This window comes from Facklamia sp. P12955 (assembly GCF_050409565.1).
Lineage (GTDB): Bacteria > Bacillota > Bacilli > Lactobacillales > Aerococcaceae > Facklamia.
Window position 1 is genome coordinate 39,837 of the sequence record NZ_JBNUPF010000012.1, and the last position, 21,138, is coordinate 60,974.

At 38.0% G+C, this 21,138-nt stretch carries 22 protein-coding genes; 4 read left to right on the forward strand and 18 right to left on the reverse strand.

Annotated features, from left to right (window positions below; all coding sequences use genetic code 11):
- Positions 1–23: 23 nt before the first annotated feature.
- On the reverse strand, positions 24–737 hold the full coding sequence (gene deoD, locus ACQV2G_RS04750; RefSeq protein ID WP_428873422.1) for a purine-nucleoside phosphorylase: 714 nt from the start codon (positions 735–737) through the stop codon (positions 24–26).
- A 12-nt stretch (positions 738–749) separates the two neighbouring features.
- Positions 750–968 (reverse strand): YozE family protein, encoded by a 219-nt coding sequence (locus tag ACQV2G_RS04755; protein ID WP_428873423.1) that lies wholly within the window; start codon positions 966–968, stop codon positions 750–752.
- Positions 969–1,155: 187 nt separating this feature from the next.
- On the opposite strand from ACQV2G_RS04755, the gene trhA reads away from it, so the two are divergent.
- Positions 1,156–1,827 (forward strand): PAQR family membrane homeostasis protein TrhA, encoded by a 672-nt coding sequence (gene trhA / locus ACQV2G_RS04760; protein ID WP_428875208.1) that lies wholly within the window; start codon positions 1,156–1,158, stop codon positions 1,825–1,827.
- A 57-nt stretch (positions 1,828–1,884) separates the two neighbouring features.
- On the opposite strand, the gene proC is transcribed toward trhA, so the two are convergent.
- From proC to ACQV2G_RS04780, 4 genes are read right to left on the reverse strand one after another with little or no spacing between them, the layout of a single operon-like run.
- The gene (gene proC / locus ACQV2G_RS04765) at positions 1,885–2,697 is read right to left on the reverse strand and encodes a pyrroline-5-carboxylate reductase (RefSeq protein WP_428876257.1); all 813 of its coding nucleotides are present in this window, start codon (positions 2,695–2,697) and stop codon (positions 1,885–1,887) included.
- Entirely contained in the window at positions 2,698–3,189 is a 492-nt protein-coding gene (locus ACQV2G_RS04770) for a dihydrofolate reductase (protein WP_428873427.1), read from the reverse strand. It abuts the gene before it with no gap.
- 15 nt (positions 3,190–3,204) lie between these two features.
- Entirely contained in the window at positions 3,205–4,143 is a 939-nt protein-coding gene (locus ACQV2G_RS04775) for a thymidylate synthase (RefSeq protein ID WP_428876258.1), read from the reverse strand.
- Positions 4,144–4,154: 11 nt separating this feature from the next.
- Positions 4,155–6,047: an ABC-F family ATP-binding cassette domain-containing protein gene (locus ACQV2G_RS04780; protein ID WP_428876259.1), complete on the reverse strand. Its 1,893-nt coding sequence runs from the start codon at positions 6,045–6,047 to the stop codon at positions 4,155–4,157.
- Positions 6,048–6,192: 145 nt separating this feature from the next.
- Here ACQV2G_RS04780 and ACQV2G_RS04785 point away from each other — a divergent pair, with 145 nt between their 5' ends.
- Positions 6,193–6,852 carry a lysostaphin resistance A-like protein gene (locus ACQV2G_RS04785; RefSeq protein WP_428876260.1) on the forward strand — a complete coding sequence of 220 codons (660 nt, stop codon included), beginning with the start codon at positions 6,193–6,195 and terminating at the stop codon, positions 6,850–6,852.
- Between the two features lie 12 nt (positions 6,853–6,864).
- On the opposite strand, the gene ACQV2G_RS04790 is transcribed toward ACQV2G_RS04785, so the two are convergent.
- Complete coding sequence (locus ACQV2G_RS04790; protein WP_428876261.1) at positions 6,865–7,542, reverse strand: uracil-DNA glycosylase; 678 nt, start codon at positions 7,540–7,542, stop codon at positions 6,865–6,867.
- Positions 7,543–7,662: 120 nt separating this feature from the next.
- On the opposite strand from ACQV2G_RS04790, the gene ACQV2G_RS04795 reads away from it, so the two are divergent.
- A complete protein-coding gene (locus tag ACQV2G_RS04795; RefSeq protein WP_428876262.1) occupies positions 7,663–8,226 on the forward strand; it encodes a 5-formyltetrahydrofolate cyclo-ligase in 564 nt (187 codons plus the stop codon).
- Between the two features lie 69 nt (positions 8,227–8,295).
- Positions 8,296–9,189: a fructose bisphosphate aldolase gene (locus ACQV2G_RS04800; protein ID WP_428873435.1), complete on the forward strand. Its 894-nt coding sequence runs from the start codon at positions 8,296–8,298 to the stop codon at positions 9,187–9,189.
- 62 nt (positions 9,190–9,251) lie between these two features.
- On the opposite strand, the gene ACQV2G_RS04805 is transcribed toward ACQV2G_RS04800, so the two are convergent.
- The 11 genes from ACQV2G_RS04805 to purE all read right to left on the reverse strand — a co-directional run bounded on the left by ACQV2G_RS04805 (position 9,252) and on the right by purE (position 20,952).
- The gene (locus tag ACQV2G_RS04805) at positions 9,252–10,145 is read right to left on the reverse strand and encodes a mechanosensitive ion channel family protein (RefSeq protein ID WP_428873436.1); all 894 of its coding nucleotides are present in this window, start codon (positions 10,143–10,145) and stop codon (positions 9,252–9,254) included.
- Between the two features lie 71 nt (positions 10,146–10,216).
- Positions 10,217–11,470 (reverse strand): phosphoribosylamine--glycine ligase, encoded by a 1,254-nt coding sequence (gene purD, locus ACQV2G_RS04810; RefSeq protein WP_428875217.1) that lies wholly within the window; start codon positions 11,468–11,470, stop codon positions 10,217–10,219.
- Positions 11,471–11,485: 15 nt separating this feature from the next.
- Positions 11,486–13,051, reverse strand: coding sequence for a bifunctional phosphoribosylaminoimidazolecarboxamide formyltransferase/IMP cyclohydrolase (gene purH, locus ACQV2G_RS04815; protein ID WP_428876263.1), 1,566 nt, complete (start codon positions 13,049–13,051; stop codon positions 11,486–11,488).
- 1 nt (position 13,052) lies between these two features.
- Positions 13,053–13,619 (reverse strand): phosphoribosylglycinamide formyltransferase, encoded by a 567-nt coding sequence (purN, locus tag ACQV2G_RS04820; protein WP_428873440.1) that lies wholly within the window; start codon positions 13,617–13,619, stop codon positions 13,053–13,055.
- 14 nt (positions 13,620–13,633) lie between these two features.
- Positions 13,634–14,674 (reverse strand): phosphoribosylformylglycinamidine cyclo-ligase, encoded by a 1,041-nt coding sequence (gene purM, locus ACQV2G_RS04825; protein ID WP_428873441.1) that lies wholly within the window; start codon positions 14,672–14,674, stop codon positions 13,634–13,636.
- A gap of 18 nt (positions 14,675–14,692) precedes the next feature.
- On the reverse strand, positions 14,693–16,183 hold the full coding sequence (gene purF / locus ACQV2G_RS04830) for an amidophosphoribosyltransferase (protein ID WP_428873442.1): 1,491 nt from the start codon (positions 16,181–16,183) through the stop codon (positions 14,693–14,695).
- Positions 16,162–18,387, reverse strand: coding sequence for a phosphoribosylformylglycinamidine synthase subunit PurL (purL, locus tag ACQV2G_RS04835; RefSeq protein WP_428873443.1), 2,226 nt, complete (start codon positions 18,385–18,387; stop codon positions 16,162–16,164). The genes purF and purL overlap by 22 nt, the downstream gene beginning before the upstream one ends.
- Positions 18,380–19,066 carry a phosphoribosylformylglycinamidine synthase subunit PurQ gene (gene purQ, locus ACQV2G_RS04840; protein WP_428876264.1) on the reverse strand — a complete coding sequence of 229 codons (687 nt, stop codon included), beginning with the start codon at positions 19,064–19,066 and terminating at the stop codon, positions 18,380–18,382. Before purQ ends, purL begins: the two co-directional genes overlap by 8 nt.
- Before the next feature lies 1 nt (position 19,067).
- The gene (purS, locus tag ACQV2G_RS04845) at positions 19,068–19,316 is read right to left on the reverse strand and encodes a phosphoribosylformylglycinamidine synthase subunit PurS (RefSeq protein ID WP_428873447.1); all 249 of its coding nucleotides are present in this window, start codon (positions 19,314–19,316) and stop codon (positions 19,068–19,070) included.
- 27 nt (positions 19,317–19,343) lie between these two features.
- Entirely contained in the window at positions 19,344–20,474 is a 1,131-nt protein-coding gene (gene purK / locus ACQV2G_RS04850) for a 5-(carboxyamino)imidazole ribonucleotide synthase (protein WP_428873448.1), read from the reverse strand.
- The gene (gene purE / locus ACQV2G_RS04855; RefSeq protein ID WP_428873449.1) at positions 20,467–20,952 is read right to left on the reverse strand and encodes a 5-(carboxyamino)imidazole ribonucleotide mutase; all 486 of its coding nucleotides are present in this window, start codon (positions 20,950–20,952) and stop codon (positions 20,467–20,469) included. Before purE ends, purK begins: the two co-directional genes overlap by 8 nt.
- Between the last annotated feature and the right edge of the window lie 186 nt (positions 20,953–21,138).

The following is a 21,138-nucleotide window of genomic DNA, read 5'->3' on the forward strand; positions in this document are numbered from 1 at the left end:
TTCATCTCCCTTCTTTCTATTGTTTAATCCAATTTTAAAGCTGTTTCTAAAGCTATTTCCATCATGTCTGTAAAGGTTTGTTCACGCTCTTGAGCGGTTGTCTCTTCACCAGTTAATAGATGGTCAGAAATCGTACAAATAGCTAAAGCTCTGCGCTGATATTTTGCTGCCACGGCATAAAGTCCGGCTGCTTCCATTTCAACTGCTAGAACACCATATTGAGCTAATTTTTCTTTATCTAACTCATCATTATAAAAACGATCGCTAGAAAGTACATTCCCTACATGAACCCGGTCTCCTACTTTTGTTTGTGCCAAATGATAAGCGTGATCAAGACTTTGAAAATCAGCAAGTGCAGCATAGGAAACTTGTCCTTTAAAAATATTACTTAAAGCTGAAGAATCGGTTGTAGCTCCTTGGGCTAAGACTATGTCTCTAACTTTAACATTTTCTTGCATACCACCGGCAGATCCTACCCGAATAATTGTTTGCACATCATAGTCACGGTAAAGTTCCTCTGCATAGATCATAGCTGATGGCATCCCCATTCCAGATCCTTGAACCGATACTTTTATACCGTGGTAATCTCCTGTGTAGCCAAACATATTGCGCACTTCGTTATATTGAATAACATTTTCTAAAAATTGGTCAGCAATATATTTTGCTCTTAAGGGATCACCGGGAAACAGAACTATCGGGGCTATTTGCCCATAGTGGGCTTGAATATGTGTACTCATCAAATCTCTCCTTTAAATTGCATATTGATATTGGTGCCAGGCATCATCAAAAATACTTAATAGTCTTGAATAGTGACTATTTTTTTCTAAATAATCAGATATTTCTTGAAAATCATGACTTTGCTTGGGAAAAGCAATGTCGTTACTGACTGCATTGGCTAAGCGACTCATGGGATCATTGGCAGCTTCATCAGCATATCGCATTATAAATTCATAAAAACTAGGTCCCATCCTAGACCTCCTATTCTTTAAAGATCATTCTTTGATAAAGTTAAATACTCTGGGTTTCGTGGAATTATTTTTATTATAGCATTTGTAATCCTAATAAATAAATCAATTATTCCATAAACCGACTTTTCTTTCATCTAAACCCTAACTTAAGTATAATTGAATTAGTATAAAAGAAGGAGCCGATTAAATGTTTAATTCATCTTCGTCCAATCCGACAATGACACCATCTAGAAGTAGTCATTCATTCAAACAAGTCGAAACTTGGAATGCTATCACTCATGGAATCGCTGCTGCTTTATCTTTGCTTGGGACTTATATACTCATTAAAAAAGGATTAGCTCAAAGATCCAGCATCGATATGATTGCCTATATCGTTTATGGCTTTTCTTTGGTGGCCCTTTTTACTAATTCAACCCTCTACCATTCTTTTTCCCACAGTAAATATCGACGTGTTTTACAAAAACTGGACCATTCAGCGATCTATTTATTAATTGCCGGAACTTATACTCCCTATCTCATGATAGCTCTTAATAATCACTTGGCTTATCTCTTTCTTGCTCTCATCTGGATGTTGGCAATAGCAGGGATTGTATTTGAAGTCTTTGCTATCGACTGTTTTCCAAAGTTATCGACCTATCTTTATTTAGCATTAGGATGGCTATGCCTATTAATTATTTATCCCCTCTTTAAATCAATAGACCTTTGGGGAATAATTTATCTGGCTCTAGGTGGGATCGCCTATTCTCTTGGTACGATATTTTATTCTATGAAATCTAATCGCTGGATGCACGTTGTTTGGCACCTCTTTGTTATTTTAGGAGCAGGTTTAATGTTTTACTCAATTTTTCAATACCTATAAACTTCAATCAATAAAATCCATCTCTCATTCTAAAAAGAATAGGAGATGGATTTATTCTTATGTTCTCTCTACGGTTGCTGAAACAGCTTCAAATATAGCCGATCGAAATCCATTCGCTTCTAAACTTCTAACACCGGCAATGGTCGTACCCTTAGGACTGGTCACAGCGTCTTTTAATTGAGCAGGATGTTGATGACTTTCCAGGACCATCTGACCGGCACCAGCCACTGTTTTAGCCGCCATATCGATGGCTTGCTGACGGTTCAAGCCATAATAAACGCCGGCATCACTGATAGCTTCAATCAACTGGTAGATAAAGGCAGGACCTGATCCTGCAATAGCAGAAGCAACATCAAATAAGCTTTCTTCGATCAACTGAAGATGTCCCAAGGGTTGTAATAAGTTCTTAAATTCATTAATTACTTGGTCATTGAAATTTTCTTTCTGGTAACAATAAGAAACATAACCTTGTCCGATGGCAACAGGGGTATTAGGCATTATGCGGATAAGGTGATGCCCTTGAGGAAGTAGCTCTTGAATACTACTTAATGACCTACCCACTACCATCGATATCCATAATTTAGAATCAAGTAATTCAATAGAATTAAGGGAGTCCAACAAGATATTTAAGTCTTTCGGTTTGACTCCGATAAAAATGATTTGAGCAGAAGCTAAAAGTTTTTCAAGACTATTTACTGCTTCAACACTCTCACCACAGTCCTTAGCCAAGCTTTGACTTTTATAATTGTCTTTATCATATAAGTAAAAGGCTAAATTGGAAAAGTTAGTCGAAAGAGACTTTATAATCGCTGATCCCATATTGCCACAACCAATGCAGCCAATTGCTTTAAAAGTGGTAAAATCAGTCATTTATTTTCTCACCCACCACTCAAAACGATGAGGGTATTCATTATCTGCATCTGCAGGAACTTCAACCAGCTTATCCAAACGGAACTTTTCTTGATCAATATCCGCCATATAGGTATCTGCAGGAAACTCTCCTTCGATGACGGTACGCACAATCTTATCGACGTGGTCCATCAAAGTTTTGAAAACACCTGCTCCTCCAATAACCATTAATTCTTGATCTTTTGCTAGCTCTAAGACATCTTCTACACTATGTACCAAGTTCAGCTGTGCAATATCTTGACCATAATCTTCTTGACTGGTTAATACAACCGTCTTGCGACCTGGTAAAACTCTACGGTCCATTGATTCGAAAGTCGTTCTCCCCATCAACATAGTATGTCCCATGGTAACTTCTTTAAAAAAATTGAGGTCGTTAGGTAAATGCCATGGTAAGTCCTTTTGATAACCAATTGCGCCTTTTAAATCTTGGGCATAAACATATGTAATCATCATTTCTCCTCCTATTTACTAAACTGAGATAGCTGCTTTAATTGTTGGATGTGGATGGTAGTTTTCAATCTGAATCTGATTCAAATTCAATTGATCGATGGATTGAAAATCTGAAATGTTAAGCTGGGGAAGCGAACGTGGAGAACGCTCTAAAAGAGTCCGTGCTGCCTTTAAATGGGTTAAATACAAATGGGCATCCCCTAAAACATGAACAAATTCACCCGGCTGTAAATGAGTTTCTTTGGCGATTAAATGGGTTAATAAAGCATAAGAAGCAATATTAAAAGGAACGCCTAAGAACACATCTGCTGAGCGTTGATAAAGCTGACAGGATAAACGGCCTTTACTAACATAGAATTGAAAGAAGCAATGACAGGGTGGTAAGACCGCTTTATCAATAGCTGCAGGGTTCCATGCCGTTACGATATGCCTTCTAGAATCTGGATTATCTTTAAGAGATTCAATGACCTGCTGAATTTGATCAATGGTTTCACCATTCGCCTCCCAAGATCGCCATTGTTTGCCATAGATAGGACCTAAGTCACCATGCTTAGCCGCAAACTGATTGCTAGCTATAATATTAGCTTGAAAACTAGACATCTCCATCTGGTAGTTTTCTGCAAATTCTTTATCTTCTAGGATACGTCGACCAAAATCAGTCATGTCCACTCCTTTGTAGTCAGCTGATTGCGTATAGTTTTCAAAGGCCCATTCATCCCAAATATGATTGTTATGGATTAATAAATATTTAATATTGGTATCCCCCTTTAAAAACCAAATTAATTCCGATTTAACTAGACCAAAAGGCACCCGTTTAGTAGTCAAAAGAGGAAAGTCTTTACTGAGATCAAATCGCATTTGATAACCGAAAGTTGATAGCGTACCAGTTCCTGTGCGATCGGTCTTTTTGTCACCATGGTCTAGAATATGACTGATCAGTTCTTGATATTGTTTCATCCGTCTACCTCCTATTGGTCCAAATCACTTAAATAGTCATAGCGTTCATAAAGTTCTAGTAAGTTAGCTTCTAGAAACTCAATTTCAGTATGAAGATCCATTAGCTTACCAGCATCTTCTGAATGTTCTTCCATCAGTTTTTGCTTTTGCTCTATTTGGCTTTCTAACTCGACTATCCGTTCTTCAAGACCTTGCCATTCTTGTTTTTCATGATAGGTCATTCGCTTTTTTTTATTTAATTGAGACTTTTGAGCGTTTTCTTTGTTGGCTTGCTTACTTGGTTTTGCTTCATTCTCAATATGATTATCCTTAGTTTCTAAGTATTCTGAAAAGCTTCCCCAGTATAAGTCAAACTTCCCTTCTCCTTTTAAGACCAGTAATTGATCGACTGTCTTATCTAAAAAATAACGATCATGAGAAACAATAATCACTACGCCTTCAAAAGATTCTATATAGTCTTCTAAAGTATTTAAAGTCTCAATATCTAAGTCATTGGTTGGCTCATCCAATAAAAGAACATTGGGTTCTTGGATTAAGAGGGTTAATAAGTAAAGTCTTCTTTTTTCTCCACCAGAAAGTGACTGTATCAGTGAACCATGACTCTCTTTGGGAAAATTGAAACGCTCTAACATTTGCGCAGCCGAAACTCTTGAACCGTCTGGACGTTTGAACTGATCCGCTACTTGGGTTAAATAGCTTAAGATACGCATAGCTTGTGGCAAATCTTCATCTAATTGACGATAATAAGCGATATTGACTGTTTGTCCTAACCGACATATACCCTTTTTAAGTGGATGCAAGCCTGCCAAGCAGTTTAAGAAAGTTGATTTCCCCACTCCGTTAGGACCCACAACTCCCAAACGATCACCCTTAACAAATGTCTTAGTTAGACCGTTAATGATAATCTTATCAGCAATTTCGACTGTAAGGTCTTCTAATTCAATAATTTGATTACCCATCCGCTGTTGTGAAAAATTAAAATCAATAGCATCTTGAGATTGGTCTCTTAGGCCGATCGAATCCTTCAATTGGTTAAAGCGATCAATTCTAGCTTGTTGTTTGGTTGATCTGGCCTGAGCGCCTTGACGCATCCAGGCGAGTTCTTGTAAGTAGAGCCGATCTTGTTTTTGGGCTTGTTTGGCTTGCATTTCGATCAATTCAGCCTTTTTAGTTAAATAAGTCTGATAATTGCCTTCAAACTCAGTAATGCGTCCATATTGTAATTCAATAATTTTATTGACTGAGCGTTCTAAGAAGTAGCGATCATGAGTGACTAGTAATAAAGCACCTTTGTAAGAAGCTAAATATTTTTCCAACCATTGGATTGACTCTACGTCTAAATGATTGGTCGGCTCATCTAAAATTAAAAGATCCGGTTCAGCAATTAAGACTTGAGCGATTCCAATCCGTTTTTGCTGGCCCCCTGAACATTCTCCAACCTTTTTATTTAGATTATAGATTTTTAATTGGGTCAGAATAGACTTAGCCGATATCTCAACTTCCCAAGCAGATTTCAAGGTCATTTCATCTGATAATTTGGTGAATTGATCTTGTAAGAAATGATTGGTTGGGTCAGCCTCTAACTCCATGCGACATTTTTCATAAGTTAATAACAATTGAATATCCGCTGCTTTTGAATCATAAACCGTTTCTAGGATGGTTTTATCTGGATCTAAACGAGGGTTTTGCTCCAGATAGGCAATTTCGTATTGATTAGGGGCTTTAATTTGACCATTATCATAACTATCGATTCCTGCAATTACTCTTAAAAAAGAAGATTTTCCAGTTCCATTCGGTCCAATAAGCCCCACTCGATCACCTGTTCGGATTGAAAAATCGACTTGGTCGATCAATTGCTTCACACCATATGATTTTGATAGATTTTGTATACTTAGTTCTTTCATAGTCTCTACCCCTTTTTTACAATCAACTTATTATAGCATACAAGCAACTTATCTTGAAAAATATCAAAATCATTCAGCATTAGATAGACTAGTCTTTTTAGTAGGATAAGATATAATAATATTATCAAAATTTTAGGAGGTTATTATGAAAAATAGAGCTTGGAAATTACTTTTTACTTATATCCTTTTCTATCTTATCAGCCCCGCTATTGCTCTTGCCTTAGGTGTGGCAGAAGAGTCGATACCATGGGTTTTACTAGTCAGTATGCTAATTATTTGCTTTGTTGCTTGGTACTTGTATGGAAAATATACAATGGATCAATGGCAGCGATTACTCCAGCAAACTAGTTGGAAGAGTCTTTTAGGTAAAACTATCCTTTGCTTCTTAATTATTGGCATTGTACGTATTATCCTACTTAGTCTAATTGAGCCTTATATAGACTTGGAGGGTATGGGGGCTAATCAACAAGCCATCCAAGATTTAATTGGGAACGTTCCTAGTTATTTTACTTTCTTTATGTTAGTTATTTTTGCTCCTTTTGTGGAAGAACTAATCTTTCGTCAAGCCATCATCGGTCCCTCAGTCCACAAAGGCAAATCGTTCAAATGGTCAATGACAATCTTATCGATTTTACTATTTACAGGAGCGCACATGGCTACTTTAGCAGATGCTGTCATCTATCTTCCGTTGACTTTAGGTCTCACTTATTTTTATTGGAAGTATCAAGCCAATGTAGCGGCATCCATGAGTTTTCATTTTATCAATAATTTGATTGCTTGGATTACGCTTACTTTTTTCACCTAGTTATAGTTTTAACTAAGGTGTCCACTTGATAGGCTGATAGCCTTTTTCAATTAAAAAGGAATTGGTTTTCGAAAAAGGCTTGGATCCAAAAAAACCACGATAGGCTGCTAGGGGGCTCGGGTGACTGGACTTGATCACTCGATGCTTGGAACGATCTATCAACTTTTCAAGTGATTGTGCTTTTTTACCCCAGAGAATAAATATAAGAGAGTTTGGATGATGATTAAGGCATTGAATGATTTGGTTGGTGACGAATTCCCATCCGATTCCTTGGTGAGAGTTCGCTTCACCTGCTCTGACGGTTAACACGCGATTTAATAACAGCACTCCTTGTCTCGCCCAGTCTGACAGGTCTGTTTCTTTTCGGATAGGGACTTTGAGATCATCTGATAATTCTTTAAAAATATTTTTCAAAGAAGGAGGCACTGACTGGTCCTCATTCACTGAAAAAGCCAAGCCGTTGGCTTGATTAGGACCATGGTAAGGATCTTGTCCAATAATAACTACCTTAGTATCAAAATATGGACACAGCTCTAAAGCTTTAAAAACTTCTACTGCTGGTGGATATATGACAGCCTCTTCCTGGTTTAAATAATTGTTTAATTGATTCAGGACAAGCGATTGTTCTACCTTGTCTAAACAAGCTGTCCAATCGGCTGCGATTTCTTTTAAATCAGCTAATTGATACATAAAAACACCTCTTTCTTTTATTATCATTGTAATTTAAAAGTATACAAGTAGAAAGCAGTTGATTTATCTTTTATAAACTAATGGTATAATTATAATAAGTATTTTATTAGGAGGTTCAAAATGAAGAGTAAGACAGAATTAAGAAAAGAAATTTTTGCAAAAAGAGCCCAACTTTCAAGTGAATATCGTCGCTTTGCCGAAGAAAAAATTTATCAACAGCTTTTCCAACTGGATGAATATAAAAAAGCAAAAAAAATGATGGTTTATTATTCTACTGATGAAGAAATGAACACTCATCCCATCATTCAAAGAGCATGGAAAGACGGAAAAACAGTGGGTATTCCTCGAGTTTTCCCTGGTCGTGTCATGGAAGCCTTAGTATATAAAGAAAATTCTCCTCTAGAAAGATCCGCTTTTGGAATCTTAGAGCCAGAAAAAATCAGTCAAAGACTTGAACCAGAAGACATCGACCTTATCATTATGCCATGCGTAACTTGCAATAACCGTGGCGAGCGCCTTGGTTATGGCGGAGGCTACTATGATCGTTACTTACTTAGAGCTAAAAATGCCTATTTAGTTCTACCTTATTATGCCCAATTACAATACGATGACATTCCTACAGAAGACCATGACAAACAAGTTGACCTGGTGGTGACTGAAGAAGGCACTTACCTTATTGATTAAAATGAAATAGATTGCATATTTTAAGATTTAAAGCTATCATAAGCATAGTAAACGTAAAGGAGTAATGGAATGAATTCACAACAATTTGAACAAATTAAAAACGGCAAAGGTTTTATCGCTGCGCTTGATCAATCTGGTGGATCCACACCAAAAGCTTTAAAGGCATACGGAGTAAACGAGGACCAATATTCAAATGAAGATGAAATGTTTGATAAAGTTCATGAAATGCGTAGACGTATCATGACTGCCCCTTCTTTTAGCAACGAAAAAATCTTAGGCGCTATTTTATTTGAACAAACAATCGATCGTGAAGTTGAAGGCAAAAAAACAGCTGACTATCTTTGGGAAGAGAAAAAAGTAGTTCCTTTCCTTAAAGTGGACTTAGGACTCATGGAAGAAGCAGATGGTGTTCAACTAATGAAACCTATCACCCTTCTTGATGAATTGTTAGAAAGAGCTAATGAGCGTCATATTTTTGGAACAAAAATGCGTTCTACTATTAATTCATATTCTGAAGTCGGAATTAAAGCAGTTGTTGATCAACAATTTGAAATTGCTAAACAAATTATTGCTGCAGGACTCGTTCCAATTATCGAACCTGAAGTAAATATTCATGCAGAAGATAAAGAAAAGATCGAAGCAAAATTAGCTGAAGAGATTCTGGCTCACTTAAACAAATTGGAAGAAAATGAATTAGTGATGCTTAAAATTACTATCCCTACTAAGCCTTCTACCTATGAAGAAATTGCCAACCATCCAAATATGGTAAGAGTCGTTGCTTTATCAGGTGGATATCCTACCGAGGAAGCTAATGCCCGCTTGAAGAAAACACCTAACTGCATCGCTTCATTCTCCCGTGCTCTTTCACAAGATTTAAGAGCCAGTCAAAGTGATGAAGAGTTCAATCAAACTATTAAAGAAGCCATCGATGGTATTTACGATGCTTCAGTTAACAAAGCTTAAATATTAGGTTTATACATAAAAAGCTAACCTCAAATGAGGTCAGCTTTTTATTTGGCTATTATTTATTCTGCTTCCATGAACTGTTCTTCATTTAATGCTACTTGAACTCGCTCTTGATTACCCATGGCTAATTTCACCTTAGCTTCAGATAAGCCTTGGATAAAAGCTTTATAGTATCTAGCTTGAACGACTAACATGTCATCAACACTCTTGGACCATATCCTTATTTTATAAATCAAACGTCCTTGTGAGTCACGAAAGACTCCTAAAAATTCTGGAGCACGTAAAATCAACTGATCATCTTGTGGCACTTTTAAATAGATTTCTTGAAGCCGAGCTTCAAGCTGATCTATATTTTGTTCAGGATAAATGAACAAATCAATATCCACACGGATACTATTGAGTGAGAGATTGGACATTTGAGTAATACTCCCGTTGGGAATGAAATGATGAATTCCATTGTAATCACGGACGACCGTATTTCTTAAACCAATGGAATAAACGGTTCCACTGTAGCCGTTAATATCTACCGCATCCCCAACATCAAATTGGTGTTCCAAGAGAATGAAGAAACCATTAACAACATCTGAGACTAAATCTTTAGCACCCAAACCAATGGCTAAACTGACAATTCCAGCCCCAGCTACTAAAGTACCAACTGGAACACCCATGATACTTAAGACCGTATAGGCTAAAAAGAAATAAAAAAGATATTGAACCAAGTTAGTCAATAAACGACTAATTGTATGATTGCGTGCTTTTTTAGCAAAGCGAATACGTGAAGACCTTTTACCCAGAAAGTAACTCTCAATCATTTTAATTAAAACTTTTTTTAAAGTGTAAAGTAGAATGACTGAGAAAATGATTTTAAATAAGCTAATCAAAATATCTTGTGATAGCTGAATAATATCAATTTCCGTTCGGAATTGTGTGACGATATCTGAAATAAAGTCCATAGCCAACCTCCTAATTTATATCCTTAAAATGAAAGTCGATTGAAAACCGATATTTTCATTCTAAAGGAATGCTATGGCTTAAGCAAGTTGACCCCTATGTCTTTACGGTAATAAATTTGATCGAGTGCTTGTTTTGATAGATACTCATAAATTTTGTCTTGTGCTAATTGCTTTGTGTCAGCTAAACAAGTAACCATGGCAATTCTTCCCCCGCTAGAAACAAGTGGGCGGTAAGAAGAAATTCCTGCATAGTAGATTTTCATAGTCTCATCCATAGAAGACTTTAATGAAAACTCAATCCCACGTGTAGGATTTTGTGGGTAACCTTCAGCCGCTAAGATAACTCCCATGCATGCTTTTTCTTCCCTCCACTCCACTTGGGTCTCACGACCATGCAGCAAGTCATTGATCAATTCTGCAAAATCTGTTTTCAATAAAGGCAAGACGACCTGGGTTTCTGGATCACCGAAACGTGCGTTAAACTCAATCACTTTTGGTCCTTCAGCTGTGTTCATTAGCCCTGTATATAAAACACCATTAAAAGGAGTCCCCTCTTTATCCATAGCCACTAAAGTAGGCTCTACAATCGTTCGAAGGGTTTCTTGATATAGTTCTTCTGAGATATCTTCAACGGGGGCAAATGCTCCCATACCGCCTGTATTAGGCCCCAGATTACCATCTAATAAACGTTTATGATCTCTAGCTGGCAAAGAGTGGCAAACTTTACCTTTATAAACCATTGAAAAGATTGAAAACTCTGGTCCAAGCAAACATTCTTCAATTACGATTCTTTGCTTTGCTGGATCTTTTTCAAAAGCTAATTTAATCGCATTCTCTGCCTCTTCTTTACTTAAAGCAACGGTAACTCCTTTACCTGCAGCTGGCCCATCGACTTTAACTACAATCGGAGTCGACTGGTTATTCAAATAAGCGAGTGCAGCCTCTTGCTCAGTAAAACTAGCATACTGGGCAGTTGGAATCTTATATTTTTGCATTAATTTTTTGGCAAACAATTTAGAACCTTCGATTTGAGCAGCAGCTTTACTTGGCCCAAAAGCAATTTGACCTGCTTGGGTAAAATGGTCAACAATTCCTTCAAATAAAGGACCTTCCGGACCTACAAAAGTCCAATCAATTTGTTCTTGTTTGGCAAAATTGATTAAGTCTTCAAAAGCATTCTCAGCGATGTCTACACAATTTATGCCATCTACTTTCATACCTGGATTGCCAGGAGCACAAAAAACCGATTCGACTAGGGGACTTTTTAACAAATGATAGGCAATCGCATGTTCGCGTCCTCCACTACCAATAACTAATAATTTCATGATTACCTCTTTCTCTTAATGACGGAAATGACGGACTTTGGTCGCTAACATAGCAATGCCGTATTCATCGGCTTTGGCAATTACTTCCTTATCACCAATGGAACCACCGGGTTGCACAATTGCCTGAACACCATATTGATGGGCTAACTCAATTGTATCTGTCATTGGTATAAAGGCATCTGAAGCTAATACCATCTTAGAAAAGTCGGCACCTAATTCTTTAGCATGATCCAAAGCAATTTTAGCAGCTCCTACACGGTTAGTCTGACCTGCACCTACACCATAAGTCTGCTGACCATCAGCCACAACAATGGCATTTGATTTAACATGCTTAACCACTCTCCAGGCAAATGATAAAGCCGCTCTTTTTTCATTAGAAGTTGAAACTGTCCCCATTTGCTGCCATTGATCAGAATCTTCTACTAAACTATCAGCTTCTTGAACTAAAAGTCCTCCACTTATCGAAGTTATTTCTTCAGCATCCATTGAAAGGTCATCCATGTCTAATTGAAGTACACGCACATTCACTTTTTGCTTGAGGATTTCTAAAGCTCCCTCTTCAAAAGAAGGCGCAATAATAACATCAAGAAACATGGAATGAAGCGTTTCAGCTAATTTAATTGTTAAGGTCCGATTCACAACCACAATGCCTCCAAAAATAGAAATTGGATCTGCTTGACGGCATCGATTAAAAGCTATCTCTATTGTTTCAGCAACCGCTATACCACAAGGATTCATGTGTTTAACTGCCACTGCACATGCTTGATCTGGAAATTCGCGGATCATTTTGATAGCGGCATCTGCATCGCGTAGATTATTATAAGATAAAGGCTTACCATTTAAAACTTTGGCATGAGTAATAGCATAAGAAGATGTGATTGGTTTTTGGTAGACAGCTGCTTTTTGATGAGCATTCTCACCATATCTTAAATCATACATCCGATCATAAGTTAAGGTAAGTGATTCAACTGGTGCAATTTGACCTTCTTCTTCCACTTCAGCAATTTGATTAGCCAAATAACTGGCAATCAAAGCATCATAAGCTGCCGTGTGAGCAAACACTTTTTGAGCCAATTGTTGACGAGTAACAGCCTTAGTCTGACCTTGACTTTCTAATTCTTCAATGACAACAGCATAGTCTCTTGGATCTACAACAACGGTGACAGATTGATAATTTTTAGCTGCAGAACGGATCATACTCGGTCCTCCAATATCAATCTGTTCAATTGCTTCTGCTAAAGTCACTTCTGCTTTTTTGATTGTTTGCTTAAATGGATAAAGATTAACAATAACAAAATCGATGTACTCAATTTCGTGATTCTTAACCGCTAGTTGATGGTCTTTATTATCTCTTAAAGCCAGTAAAGCTCCGTGAATTTTTGGATGCAAGGTCTTCACTCTGCCATCCATCATTTCAGGAAAATTAGTCACTTCCTCAACAGCCGTTGTCTTAAGTCCAGCTTCATCAAGAAAACGTTTGGTCCCTCCTGTTGAGATAATCTCAACTCCTTGAGCAATTAAGGCTTTCGCCATTGGCAGCAGACCCGTTTTATCCGAAACACTTATTAATGCACGTGACAATTTACTCCACTCCTTTAAGAAATTCTTTTACAACTTGAGGATATAATTGATGTTCTACTTGATGGATTTTTTCCTCAAGATCCACTAATTTTTCGCCTTCTTCAATCAAAACTTTCTTCTGACCTAAAATTCTGCCTGTATCGATTCCTTGGTCCACTAAATGAACAGTCACTCCTGTTTCTTTAACCCCAGCTCGGTAGGCATCAGCGATGCCGTGCCGACCAGGAAAAGCAGGAAGCAGTGAAGGATGAATATTGAGTATTCGATCAGGATAAGCTTCTAATAAAGGTGGACCAATGACACGCATGTAACCTGCTAATAGAATGTAATCAATCTGATAATCCTGCATCTGTATTAATAGAAAATTTTCATAGTCTTCTCGAGTATTAAAGTCTTTTGGACTGGCCACTAAAGTAGTTATGCCCAATTTGTTTGCTCTTTCCAATGCATAAGCTTGATGATAGTCTGAAAATAATAAGACAAATTCAATGTCAGGTCGATCCTGGCATGATTCCACTAAAGCCTGAAAATTAGAACCTGACCCTGATGCAAATACTGCAACTTTCATCCTTCCCCTCCTTACTAGTTGAAAATAACTTCTTTATCTCTTTTCTCAACCACTTGACCAATTTCATAGGCGTTTTCTCCAAGTTGGTCTAATCTTTGTTTTACTTCCACTACTTTTTCAACATCTACTGCTAGGACCATACCAATCCCCATGTTAAAAATTTCATACATTTCTAAGGATTCAATTTTTCCTAAAGCTTGCATTTGATTAAAGATTGGTAGTACCGGCCAAGAGCCTAAATTAATCTCACAAGCTAAATCCTCTTGCATCATCCGTGGTAAGTTTTCGACAAACCCTCCACCTGTAATATGGGCTATTCCGTTAATTAAACCGGCTTTAACCAATGGCATGACCGTTTTGACATAGATTTTTGTTGGAACTAATAAAGCTTCAGCTAAGCTTTGGTCAGCGCCTTCTAAAACTGGCTCCGATAATTGATAATCATGTTGATTGAAGAAGATGTCACGGACTAAAGAGAAACCATTGGAATGAATGCCTGATGAAGCTAAACCAATTAGAACATCTCCTGCCTTGACCTGATTACCCGTAAGCAATTCTTTTTTCTCGGCTATTCCGACAGTAAATCCTGCCACATCAAAATCTTTCTCATCATACATACCAGGCATTTCAGCTGTTTCTCCACCCACTAAAGCGGCTCCTGCTTGAACACAACCTTCAGCAACCCCTGCTACTATTTGCTCGACTACTTGAGGATCATTTTTACCCACCGCAATGTAGTCAAGGAAAAATAAAGGTTCTGCACCCTGAGCCACCACATCATTGACGCACATGGCTACACAATCGATACCAATTGTATCGTATTTTCCTGCTTGAATAGCGACCATTAATTTGGTACCGACCCCGTCTGTTCCACTTACTAAAACCGGTTCTTGATATGAAAATTTTGAAAGATCAAACGCTCCACCAAAGCCACCTAAATGAGTTAACACTTCAGGACGTATGGTTCTTTCGACATGCTTTTTCATTCTTTTAACCGCTTCATATCCAGCGTGCACGTCTACTCCTGCACGACTATAAGCATTTTCCTTCGTCAACTTATTTCCTCCTAATCATTAATCTTCAACAATGCGTTCTAATTCTGCAAGATATTCTTTTTCAAAATCATGTAGAGCTGTCGGATAATCTCCATTAAAGTATGCCATACATAATCCTTTATAAGGAGCATCTGATTGAAGGTCAATAGCCGAAACTAAACCCTCTTCACTGAGATAGGCTAATGAATCAGCATCGATAATCTTTTCAATTTCTTTTAGTGTATGGTTGGCCGCAATTAAATCGCGCGTATTCGAAATATCAATGCCGTAAAAACAAGGATGTTTAAGTGCGGGTGACGCAATGCGTACATGAACTTCCTTAGCACCTGCGGCTTTTAATAAGCCAACAATTCTTTTAGACGTTGTCCCTCGAACGATGGAATCATCTACCATCACAATACGTTTTCCTTCGACAACTTTGCGGACTGCTGAAAGCTTCATCCTTACACCCCGCTCTCTTAGTTCTTGGGTTGGTTGGATAAAAGTTCGTGCAATATACTGGTTCTTAATAAGACCCATTTCATAAGGAATACCAGCTTCCTCTGCATAACCTGAGGCAGCCGAAAGTGATGAATTGGGAACACCAATTACAATATCAGCTTCGACCGGCTGTTCTTGGGCTAGTTTTTTTCCTGAATTCTTGCGAGCTGTATGTACGTTGATACCATGTATGTTCGAATCCGGTCGAGCAAAATAGATAAACTCCATCGAGCAAATAGCTTGTTGACGGCTTTCTGTATAATATTCTTTTTGGATACCTTCATTATTAATGGAAACCACTTGACCTGGTTCCACATCAAATAGATAAGAAGCACCAATTTGGTCTAAAGCGCACGACTCAGAAGCCATTACATACCCACCATTAGGCATTCTTCCTACAATCAACGGTCTAAACCCATTGGGATCACACACTCCAATTAATTCTTCTTCAGTAAGGAACAGATAAGTAAAACCTCCTACCACTTGCTTTAAAGATTCTTTTAACTTTTCAATGAAGCTTTCTTTTTGAGAGCGACGAATCAAATGCATAATTACTTCACTATCAGAAGTGGTATTAAAAATAGAGCCTTTTTTCTCAAGTTCCACTTTTAAAGTGTGAGCATTGACTAAGTTTCCGTTATGAGCCATGGCAACCGGTCCATCATTGAAATGAAAGACAAGGGGTTGGATATTATTAATATCATTAAGACCGGCAGTTGCATAACGTACATGACCTAAGGCAGCATCTCCAGGTAATTCTTCTAATTTTTGACGGCGATTAAAAACTTGATTCACTAAACCAAAGTCACGATGAGCTAGCATTTCATCGCCATTAAGGACAGCAATTCCCGCCCCTTCTTGACCACGATGTTGAAGGGCATGTAGACCATAGTAAGCATCAAATGCGGCATCTTTTTGATTCCATAAACCTATTAGACCACATTCTTCATAGGGTAAATCGAATATATCATCGGTGATTTCAGTAGAGACGACTTCTTGCCCTCGGATTACTTCCCTCTTAAAAGACATGGTATAGCTTCCTCCCATAGTTGTTGCAAGTCTGAGCGTTTGGCATCAATAAATTGGTCTTTGGCTTGAATTCGAATTCGATCTTTATCGGTTACTTGACCGATTAAAGTGAATTGGTCTTTAAATTCAGCTTCAAACGCTGCTTTTTGATCAGCTCTTACAGAAACAATAAAGCGTGAACCGTTCTCTGCGAATAAATGACTAGCTGGTAGGTCCACTTTTACTTCTAGACCTAAGTCCGTATTAAATGCTGATTCCGCTAAAGCAACAGCTAATCCACCTTCAGAAAGGTCATGCGCAGAAGCAAGATATCCTTTTTGGATAGCCGCGGCAACAGTCTCCTGGTTGGCCTTTTCAGCTGCTAAATCATAGTCAAATAAAGGACCTTCGATCTTACCTAGCATCATTTTTTGTAATTCAGATCCATTAAAGGCATCTGTCGTATGACCAATCATGTAAATAGCATCTCCAGCTGCTTTAAAGAATTGAGTAGTTACTTTTTCGATATCTTTTATTAATCCAACCATACCAATCATTGGAGAAGGATAGATTGCTTGACCATTTGTCTCATTATAAAGTGATACGTTACCAGAAATAACTGGTGTATCTAATTGACGGCAGGCTGCTGCAATACCATCAGCTGATTTATCTAATTCATAAAAGACTTCTGGCTTTTCTGGGCTTCCAAAGTTTAAACAGTCAGTAATTGCTAAAGGTTTTCCACCTGAAGCTACGATATTTCTAGCTGCTTCTGCTACAGCCATTTGGCTACCAATTTCCGGATTGAGATAGATGTAACGTGAATTATAATCAGCAGTCATAGCAATCGCTTTTTTAGTGCCACGAATTCTAACCACTGCTGCGTCTGAGCCTGGCCAGACTAAAGTAGAGGTTCGAACTTGCGAGTCGAAAGTATCGTAAGCTACTTTTTTAGAAGCGACTGTTGGCTGTTGTAAGATATCTTTTAATGTTTGGGTCGCATTATCAATTTGTGGTTGGAATTGTCCCTTATCTGCCCATTCACGAATACGCTCTGGTACTTGACCTTGATTGTTATACACCGGTCCATCTCCTAGCGAATTAACTGGTAAGTTAGCTACTTCTTTACCTTGATGCATCAAGCGGTATTGACCATCCCCAGTAACTTCACCAATCACTACAGCGTCTAGATCATATTCTTTAAAGACATTGATAATTTCTTCTTCCATACCACGCTTGACACATAAAAGCATCCGTTCTTGCGATTCAGAAAGCATCATTTCATAAGGAATCATGCCCGTTTCTCTTTGAGGAACTAGGTCAAGGTTTAAAGTTACACCTGTGCCAGCTTTTTCAGCCATTTCTGAAGACGAAGAAACTAAACCAGCCGCACCCATATCTTGAATACCCACTAAAGCTTCTTTATGGTTGTAGATAACTTCTAAACAGGCTTCCATCAGGAGTTTTTCCATAAATGGGTCTCCTACTTGAATAGCTGAGCGTTCAGATTCCACTTCATCGTCAAATTCTACTGAAGCAAAAGTTGCTCCATGAATACCATCACGCCCTGTCTTTGCTCCTACGTAAACAATAGAATTTCCAATTCCTTGGGCTTGACCTACTTGCATATCTGCATGGTCAATTAGACCTACAGACATCGCATTTACTAAAGGGTTTCCCTTATAACAATCATCAAAAGCAATTTCACCGCCTACTGTTGGAATCCCGATTGAATTTCCATATCCAGCAATTCCGGCGACTACTTCTTCGAATAAATAGCGCATACGGTCATTATCTAACTCCCCAAATCGTAAGGAGTTCAATGATGCGATGGGACGAGCTCCCATAGAGAAGATATCTCTTAAGATACCGCCGACACCAGTTGCTGCTCCTTCATAAGGTTCAATAGCAGACGGGTGATTATGACTCTCAGCCTTAAAAACAACAGCTTGTTGGTCACCAATATCGACAATACCTGCTCCTTCACCGGGTCCTTGAAGAACTTGTGGACCATCTATTGGAAACTTCTTAAGTACTTGCTTAGAGTTTTTATAAGAACAGTGTTCAGACCACATCACAGCATAAAGGCCTGTTTCAGTAAAATTTGGTTGACGTCCTAAAATATCTTCTTTGATATGTAAGTATTCTTCATCCTTTAATCCCCAATCACGGTAAATTTTACTTGTTTCTACTTCTTGAGGAGAAAGTTCCTTTAATTTAGCCATGTTGCACCGCCTTTGTTTGATAGTGATTAATCATTGATTGAAAGACTCCAATACCATCTGTACCATTAATTATTTCTTCAACTGCCCGTTCTGGGTGTGGCATCATGGCCATCACATTGCCTTCTTTATTAGAAATCCCAGCAATATTTGCAATCGAGCCATTCGGGTTTTCTCCTGCATAACGGAAAAGAATTTGGTTGTTTTCTTCTAATAATTTAAGTTCATCTTCTGAAACGACATAATTCCCCTCACCATGAGCGATTGGAACGGTAATAATCTGTCCTTCTTTATAGGCATTTGTAAAGGCAGAACCTGCATTTACAACCTCTAGAGGCTGTTTTTTTGAAACAAATTTTAAAGAAGTGTTACGAATCAAAGCACCTGGCAGAAGTCCCGCTTCTGTTAATATTTGAAACCCATTACAGATACCAATGACTAATTTGCCTTCATTAGCAAACGCTTTAACAGCTTGCATCACGTTAGAATGAGAAGCAATCGCACCACAGCGTAGATAATCACCAAATGAGAACCCGCCAGGTACTAGGACTGCATCAAAACCTTCTAAGGAATCAGCCTTATGACTAACATATTCTACTTCTTGCCCCATGACATCTTTGATAGCATGAAAGGCATCTAAATCACAGTTAGAGCCTGGGAATTGAATGACTGCAAACTTCATCCTATTCCACCTCCGTAATTGTGTAACGATAAGATTCCATTACCGGATTAGCTAAAATTTTATCACAGATTTCCTCAACTAAAGTCTCAATTTTTTCTTGTCCTTTTTCAATTTTTAATTCAAAGTATTTTCCTTGACGAATTTCTTTAACCTGGTTAACTCCCATACGATGAACAGAACCTTTAATTGCTTCACCTTGAGGGTCTAAAATTGATTCTTTATAAGTTACGAATACCTCTACTTTATACATAAGAACAACTCCTTAAATTTTAGATTTTTATGATTTATAAGACCAATTGTCAATCTTTTTTAATGTTTTTAAAATACTCTCAGGATTTTGAGCAAGCTGAGTGATGTGTCCCATCTTACGATCTTGACGCGCTTCCCCCTTACTATATAGATGGAGGTGCCAATCGGGATGATTTGGCCATTGGTCAATCACCATCTCTTGATCTTGTCCTAAAATATTTGTCATTACAACAGGAGATAATAGTTTATTTTGTGGAAGTGTCATACCGCAAATTGAGCGAATATGTAAATCAAATTGTGAATACTGACATGCTTCAATGGTATAGTGACCTGAATTATGTGGTCGAGGTGCCAATTCATTCACTAGAATTTTATCGTCGGCTAGAAACATTTCAATACAAACAATTCCAATTAAGTTCAGTTTATGGGCAATCGTTTTTGCCAGCTTAAAGGCTTGATTGGCCACTGCTTCACAAACACGAGCGGGTACAATCGACTGATGAAGAATATGATTATAGTGAATATTTTCAGACAAAGGAAAAATACGCGTTTGACCTTGTTTATTCCTTACGACCATATGGGATAACTCCATATCGAAAGGAACAAAAGCTTCTAATATACAAGGAGCTGAGTCAATAAGCTGTTTGGCTTCTTCTATATCGTCTTCGCTCTTTAACATGATTTGTCCTTTACCATCATAACCAAAGCGTCTTGTCTTCAAGACGGCTGGGTAATCTAATTGCTCAAGACCTTGCTTAAGTTCTTCATAACTACTAACTGGATAATAATCTGCAACGGGTACACCACTAGTTCTTAAAAACTCTTTTTCTGTTAAACGATCTTGAGTAAGTCTTAAAATTGAAGAACCTTGAGGAAGATATGCTCCCTCTTCTACAATTCTATTAAGCGACTCCAAAGAAATATTCTCAAATTCAAAAGTTAATACATCGACTTGATGGGCGAATTCAGCTAGACTTTTTTGATCATCGAAAGCTGCTTGACAATGAAAGTCAGCAACTTGAGAGGCTGAACAATTTTGTCCTGGATCAAAAATTCCTACGCGATATCCCATCCGCTTTGCAGATTGGGACAACATTTTGCCCAGTTGTCCGCCGCCGATAATGCCGATAGTAGAACCAGGTTTAATGTAATTATTCAAGTTCTTGCCCACTTTCTATGGACATTTGACGCATCTGTCGGTGATATTGCTCTAATTTCTGCACTAAAGAAGCATCTTGTAGACTTAAAATTCGGATAGCTAATAGGCCCGCATTTTTTGCCCCTGCCTTACCAATAGCTGTTGTTGCTACCGGAACACCACCTGGCATTTGAACAATGGATAGTAATGAGTCCAATCCATTTAAAGTAGAGCTCTTAATAGGCACACCGATAACCGGCAAGGTAGTTTGACTTGCAACCATTCCCGGTAGATGAGCAGCTCCCCCTGCACCTGCTATAATAACTTGTAGACCTCGCTTGTGAGCATCTTTAGCATAAGCAAACATTTCATCAGGCATACGATGCGCTGACACAACTTTCTTTTCAAATTCGATTCCAAATTCAGTTAGCACTTCTGTGGCTATTTTCATTGTAGGCCAGTCTGATTTTGACCCCATAATGACTCCAACCGATACCATTTCATCGCCTCCTCAAAAGCATAGTAGCACATTAAAAGTGCTTAATAAACCTCGATTCAAACAAACAAAGGCTTAATTATCTTAATGTTCGTGTTTGAATCAGAATTAAAAACCATGCTTAAGTATTTTAATGATGTGAACCTCAAAAGTTGGAGTTTGTATTTAAACGGTTAATTGAATGGTATA

Excerpts from the sequence above, each read along its gene's own strand:
- deoD (WP_428873422.1), bottom strand. The coding sequence starts at position 737 with ATGAGTACACATATTCAAGCCCACTATGGGCAAATAGCCCCGATAGTT.
- ACQV2G_RS04755 (WP_428873423.1), bottom strand. The coding sequence starts at position 968 with ATGGGACCTAGTTTTTATGAATTTATAATGCGATATGCTGATGAAGCT.
- trhA (WP_428875208.1), top strand. The coding sequence starts at position 1,156 with ATGTTTAATTCATCTTCGTCCAATCCGACAATGACACCATCTAGAAGT.
- proC (WP_428876257.1), bottom strand. The coding sequence starts at position 2,697 with ATGACTGATTTTACCACTTTTAAAGCAATTGGCTGCATTGGTTGTGGC.
- ACQV2G_RS04770 (WP_428873427.1), bottom strand. The coding sequence starts at position 3,189 with ATGATGATTACATATGTTTATGCCCAAGATTTAAAAGGCGCAATTGGT.
- ACQV2G_RS04775 (WP_428876258.1), bottom strand. The coding sequence starts at position 4,143 with ATGAAACAATATCAAGAACTGATCAGTCATATTCTAGACCATGGTGAC.
- ACQV2G_RS04780 (WP_428876259.1), bottom strand. The coding sequence starts at position 6,047 with ATGAAAGAACTAAGTATACAAAATCTATCAAAATCATATGGTGTGAAG.
- ACQV2G_RS04785 (WP_428876260.1), top strand. The coding sequence starts at position 6,193 with ATGAAAAATAGAGCTTGGAAATTACTTTTTACTTATATCCTTTTCTAT.
- ACQV2G_RS04790 (WP_428876261.1), bottom strand. The coding sequence starts at position 7,542 with ATGTATCAATTAGCTGATTTAAAAGAAATCGCAGCCGATTGGACAGCT.
- ACQV2G_RS04795 (WP_428876262.1), top strand. The coding sequence starts at position 7,663 with ATGAAGAGTAAGACAGAATTAAGAAAAGAAATTTTTGCAAAAAGAGCC.
- ACQV2G_RS04800 (WP_428873435.1), top strand. The coding sequence starts at position 8,296 with ATGAATTCACAACAATTTGAACAAATTAAAAACGGCAAAGGTTTTATC.
- ACQV2G_RS04805 (WP_428873436.1), bottom strand. The coding sequence starts at position 10,145 with ATGGACTTTATTTCAGATATCGTCACACAATTCCGAACGGAAATTGAT.
- purD (WP_428875217.1), bottom strand. The coding sequence starts at position 11,470 with ATGAAATTATTAGTTATTGGTAGTGGAGGACGCGAACATGCGATTGCC.
- purN (WP_428873440.1), bottom strand. The coding sequence starts at position 13,619 with ATGAAAGTTGCAGTATTTGCATCAGGGTCAGGTTCTAATTTTCAGGCT.
- purF (WP_428873442.1), bottom strand. The coding sequence starts at position 16,183 with ATGTCTTTTAAGAGGGAAGTAATCCGAGGGCAAGAAGTCGTCTCTACT.
- purL (WP_428873443.1), bottom strand. The coding sequence starts at position 18,387 with ATGGCTAAATTAAAGGAACTTTCTCCTCAAGAAGTAGAAACAAGTAAA.
- purQ (WP_428876264.1), bottom strand. The coding sequence starts at position 19,066 with ATGAAGTTTGCAGTCATTCAATTCCCAGGCTCTAACTGTGATTTAGAT.
- purS (WP_428873447.1), bottom strand. The coding sequence starts at position 19,316 with ATGTATAAAGTAGAGGTATTCGTAACTTATAAAGAATCAATTTTAGAC.
- purE (WP_428873449.1), bottom strand. The coding sequence starts at position 20,952 with ATGGTATCGGTTGGAGTCATTATGGGGTCAAAATCAGACTGGCCTACA.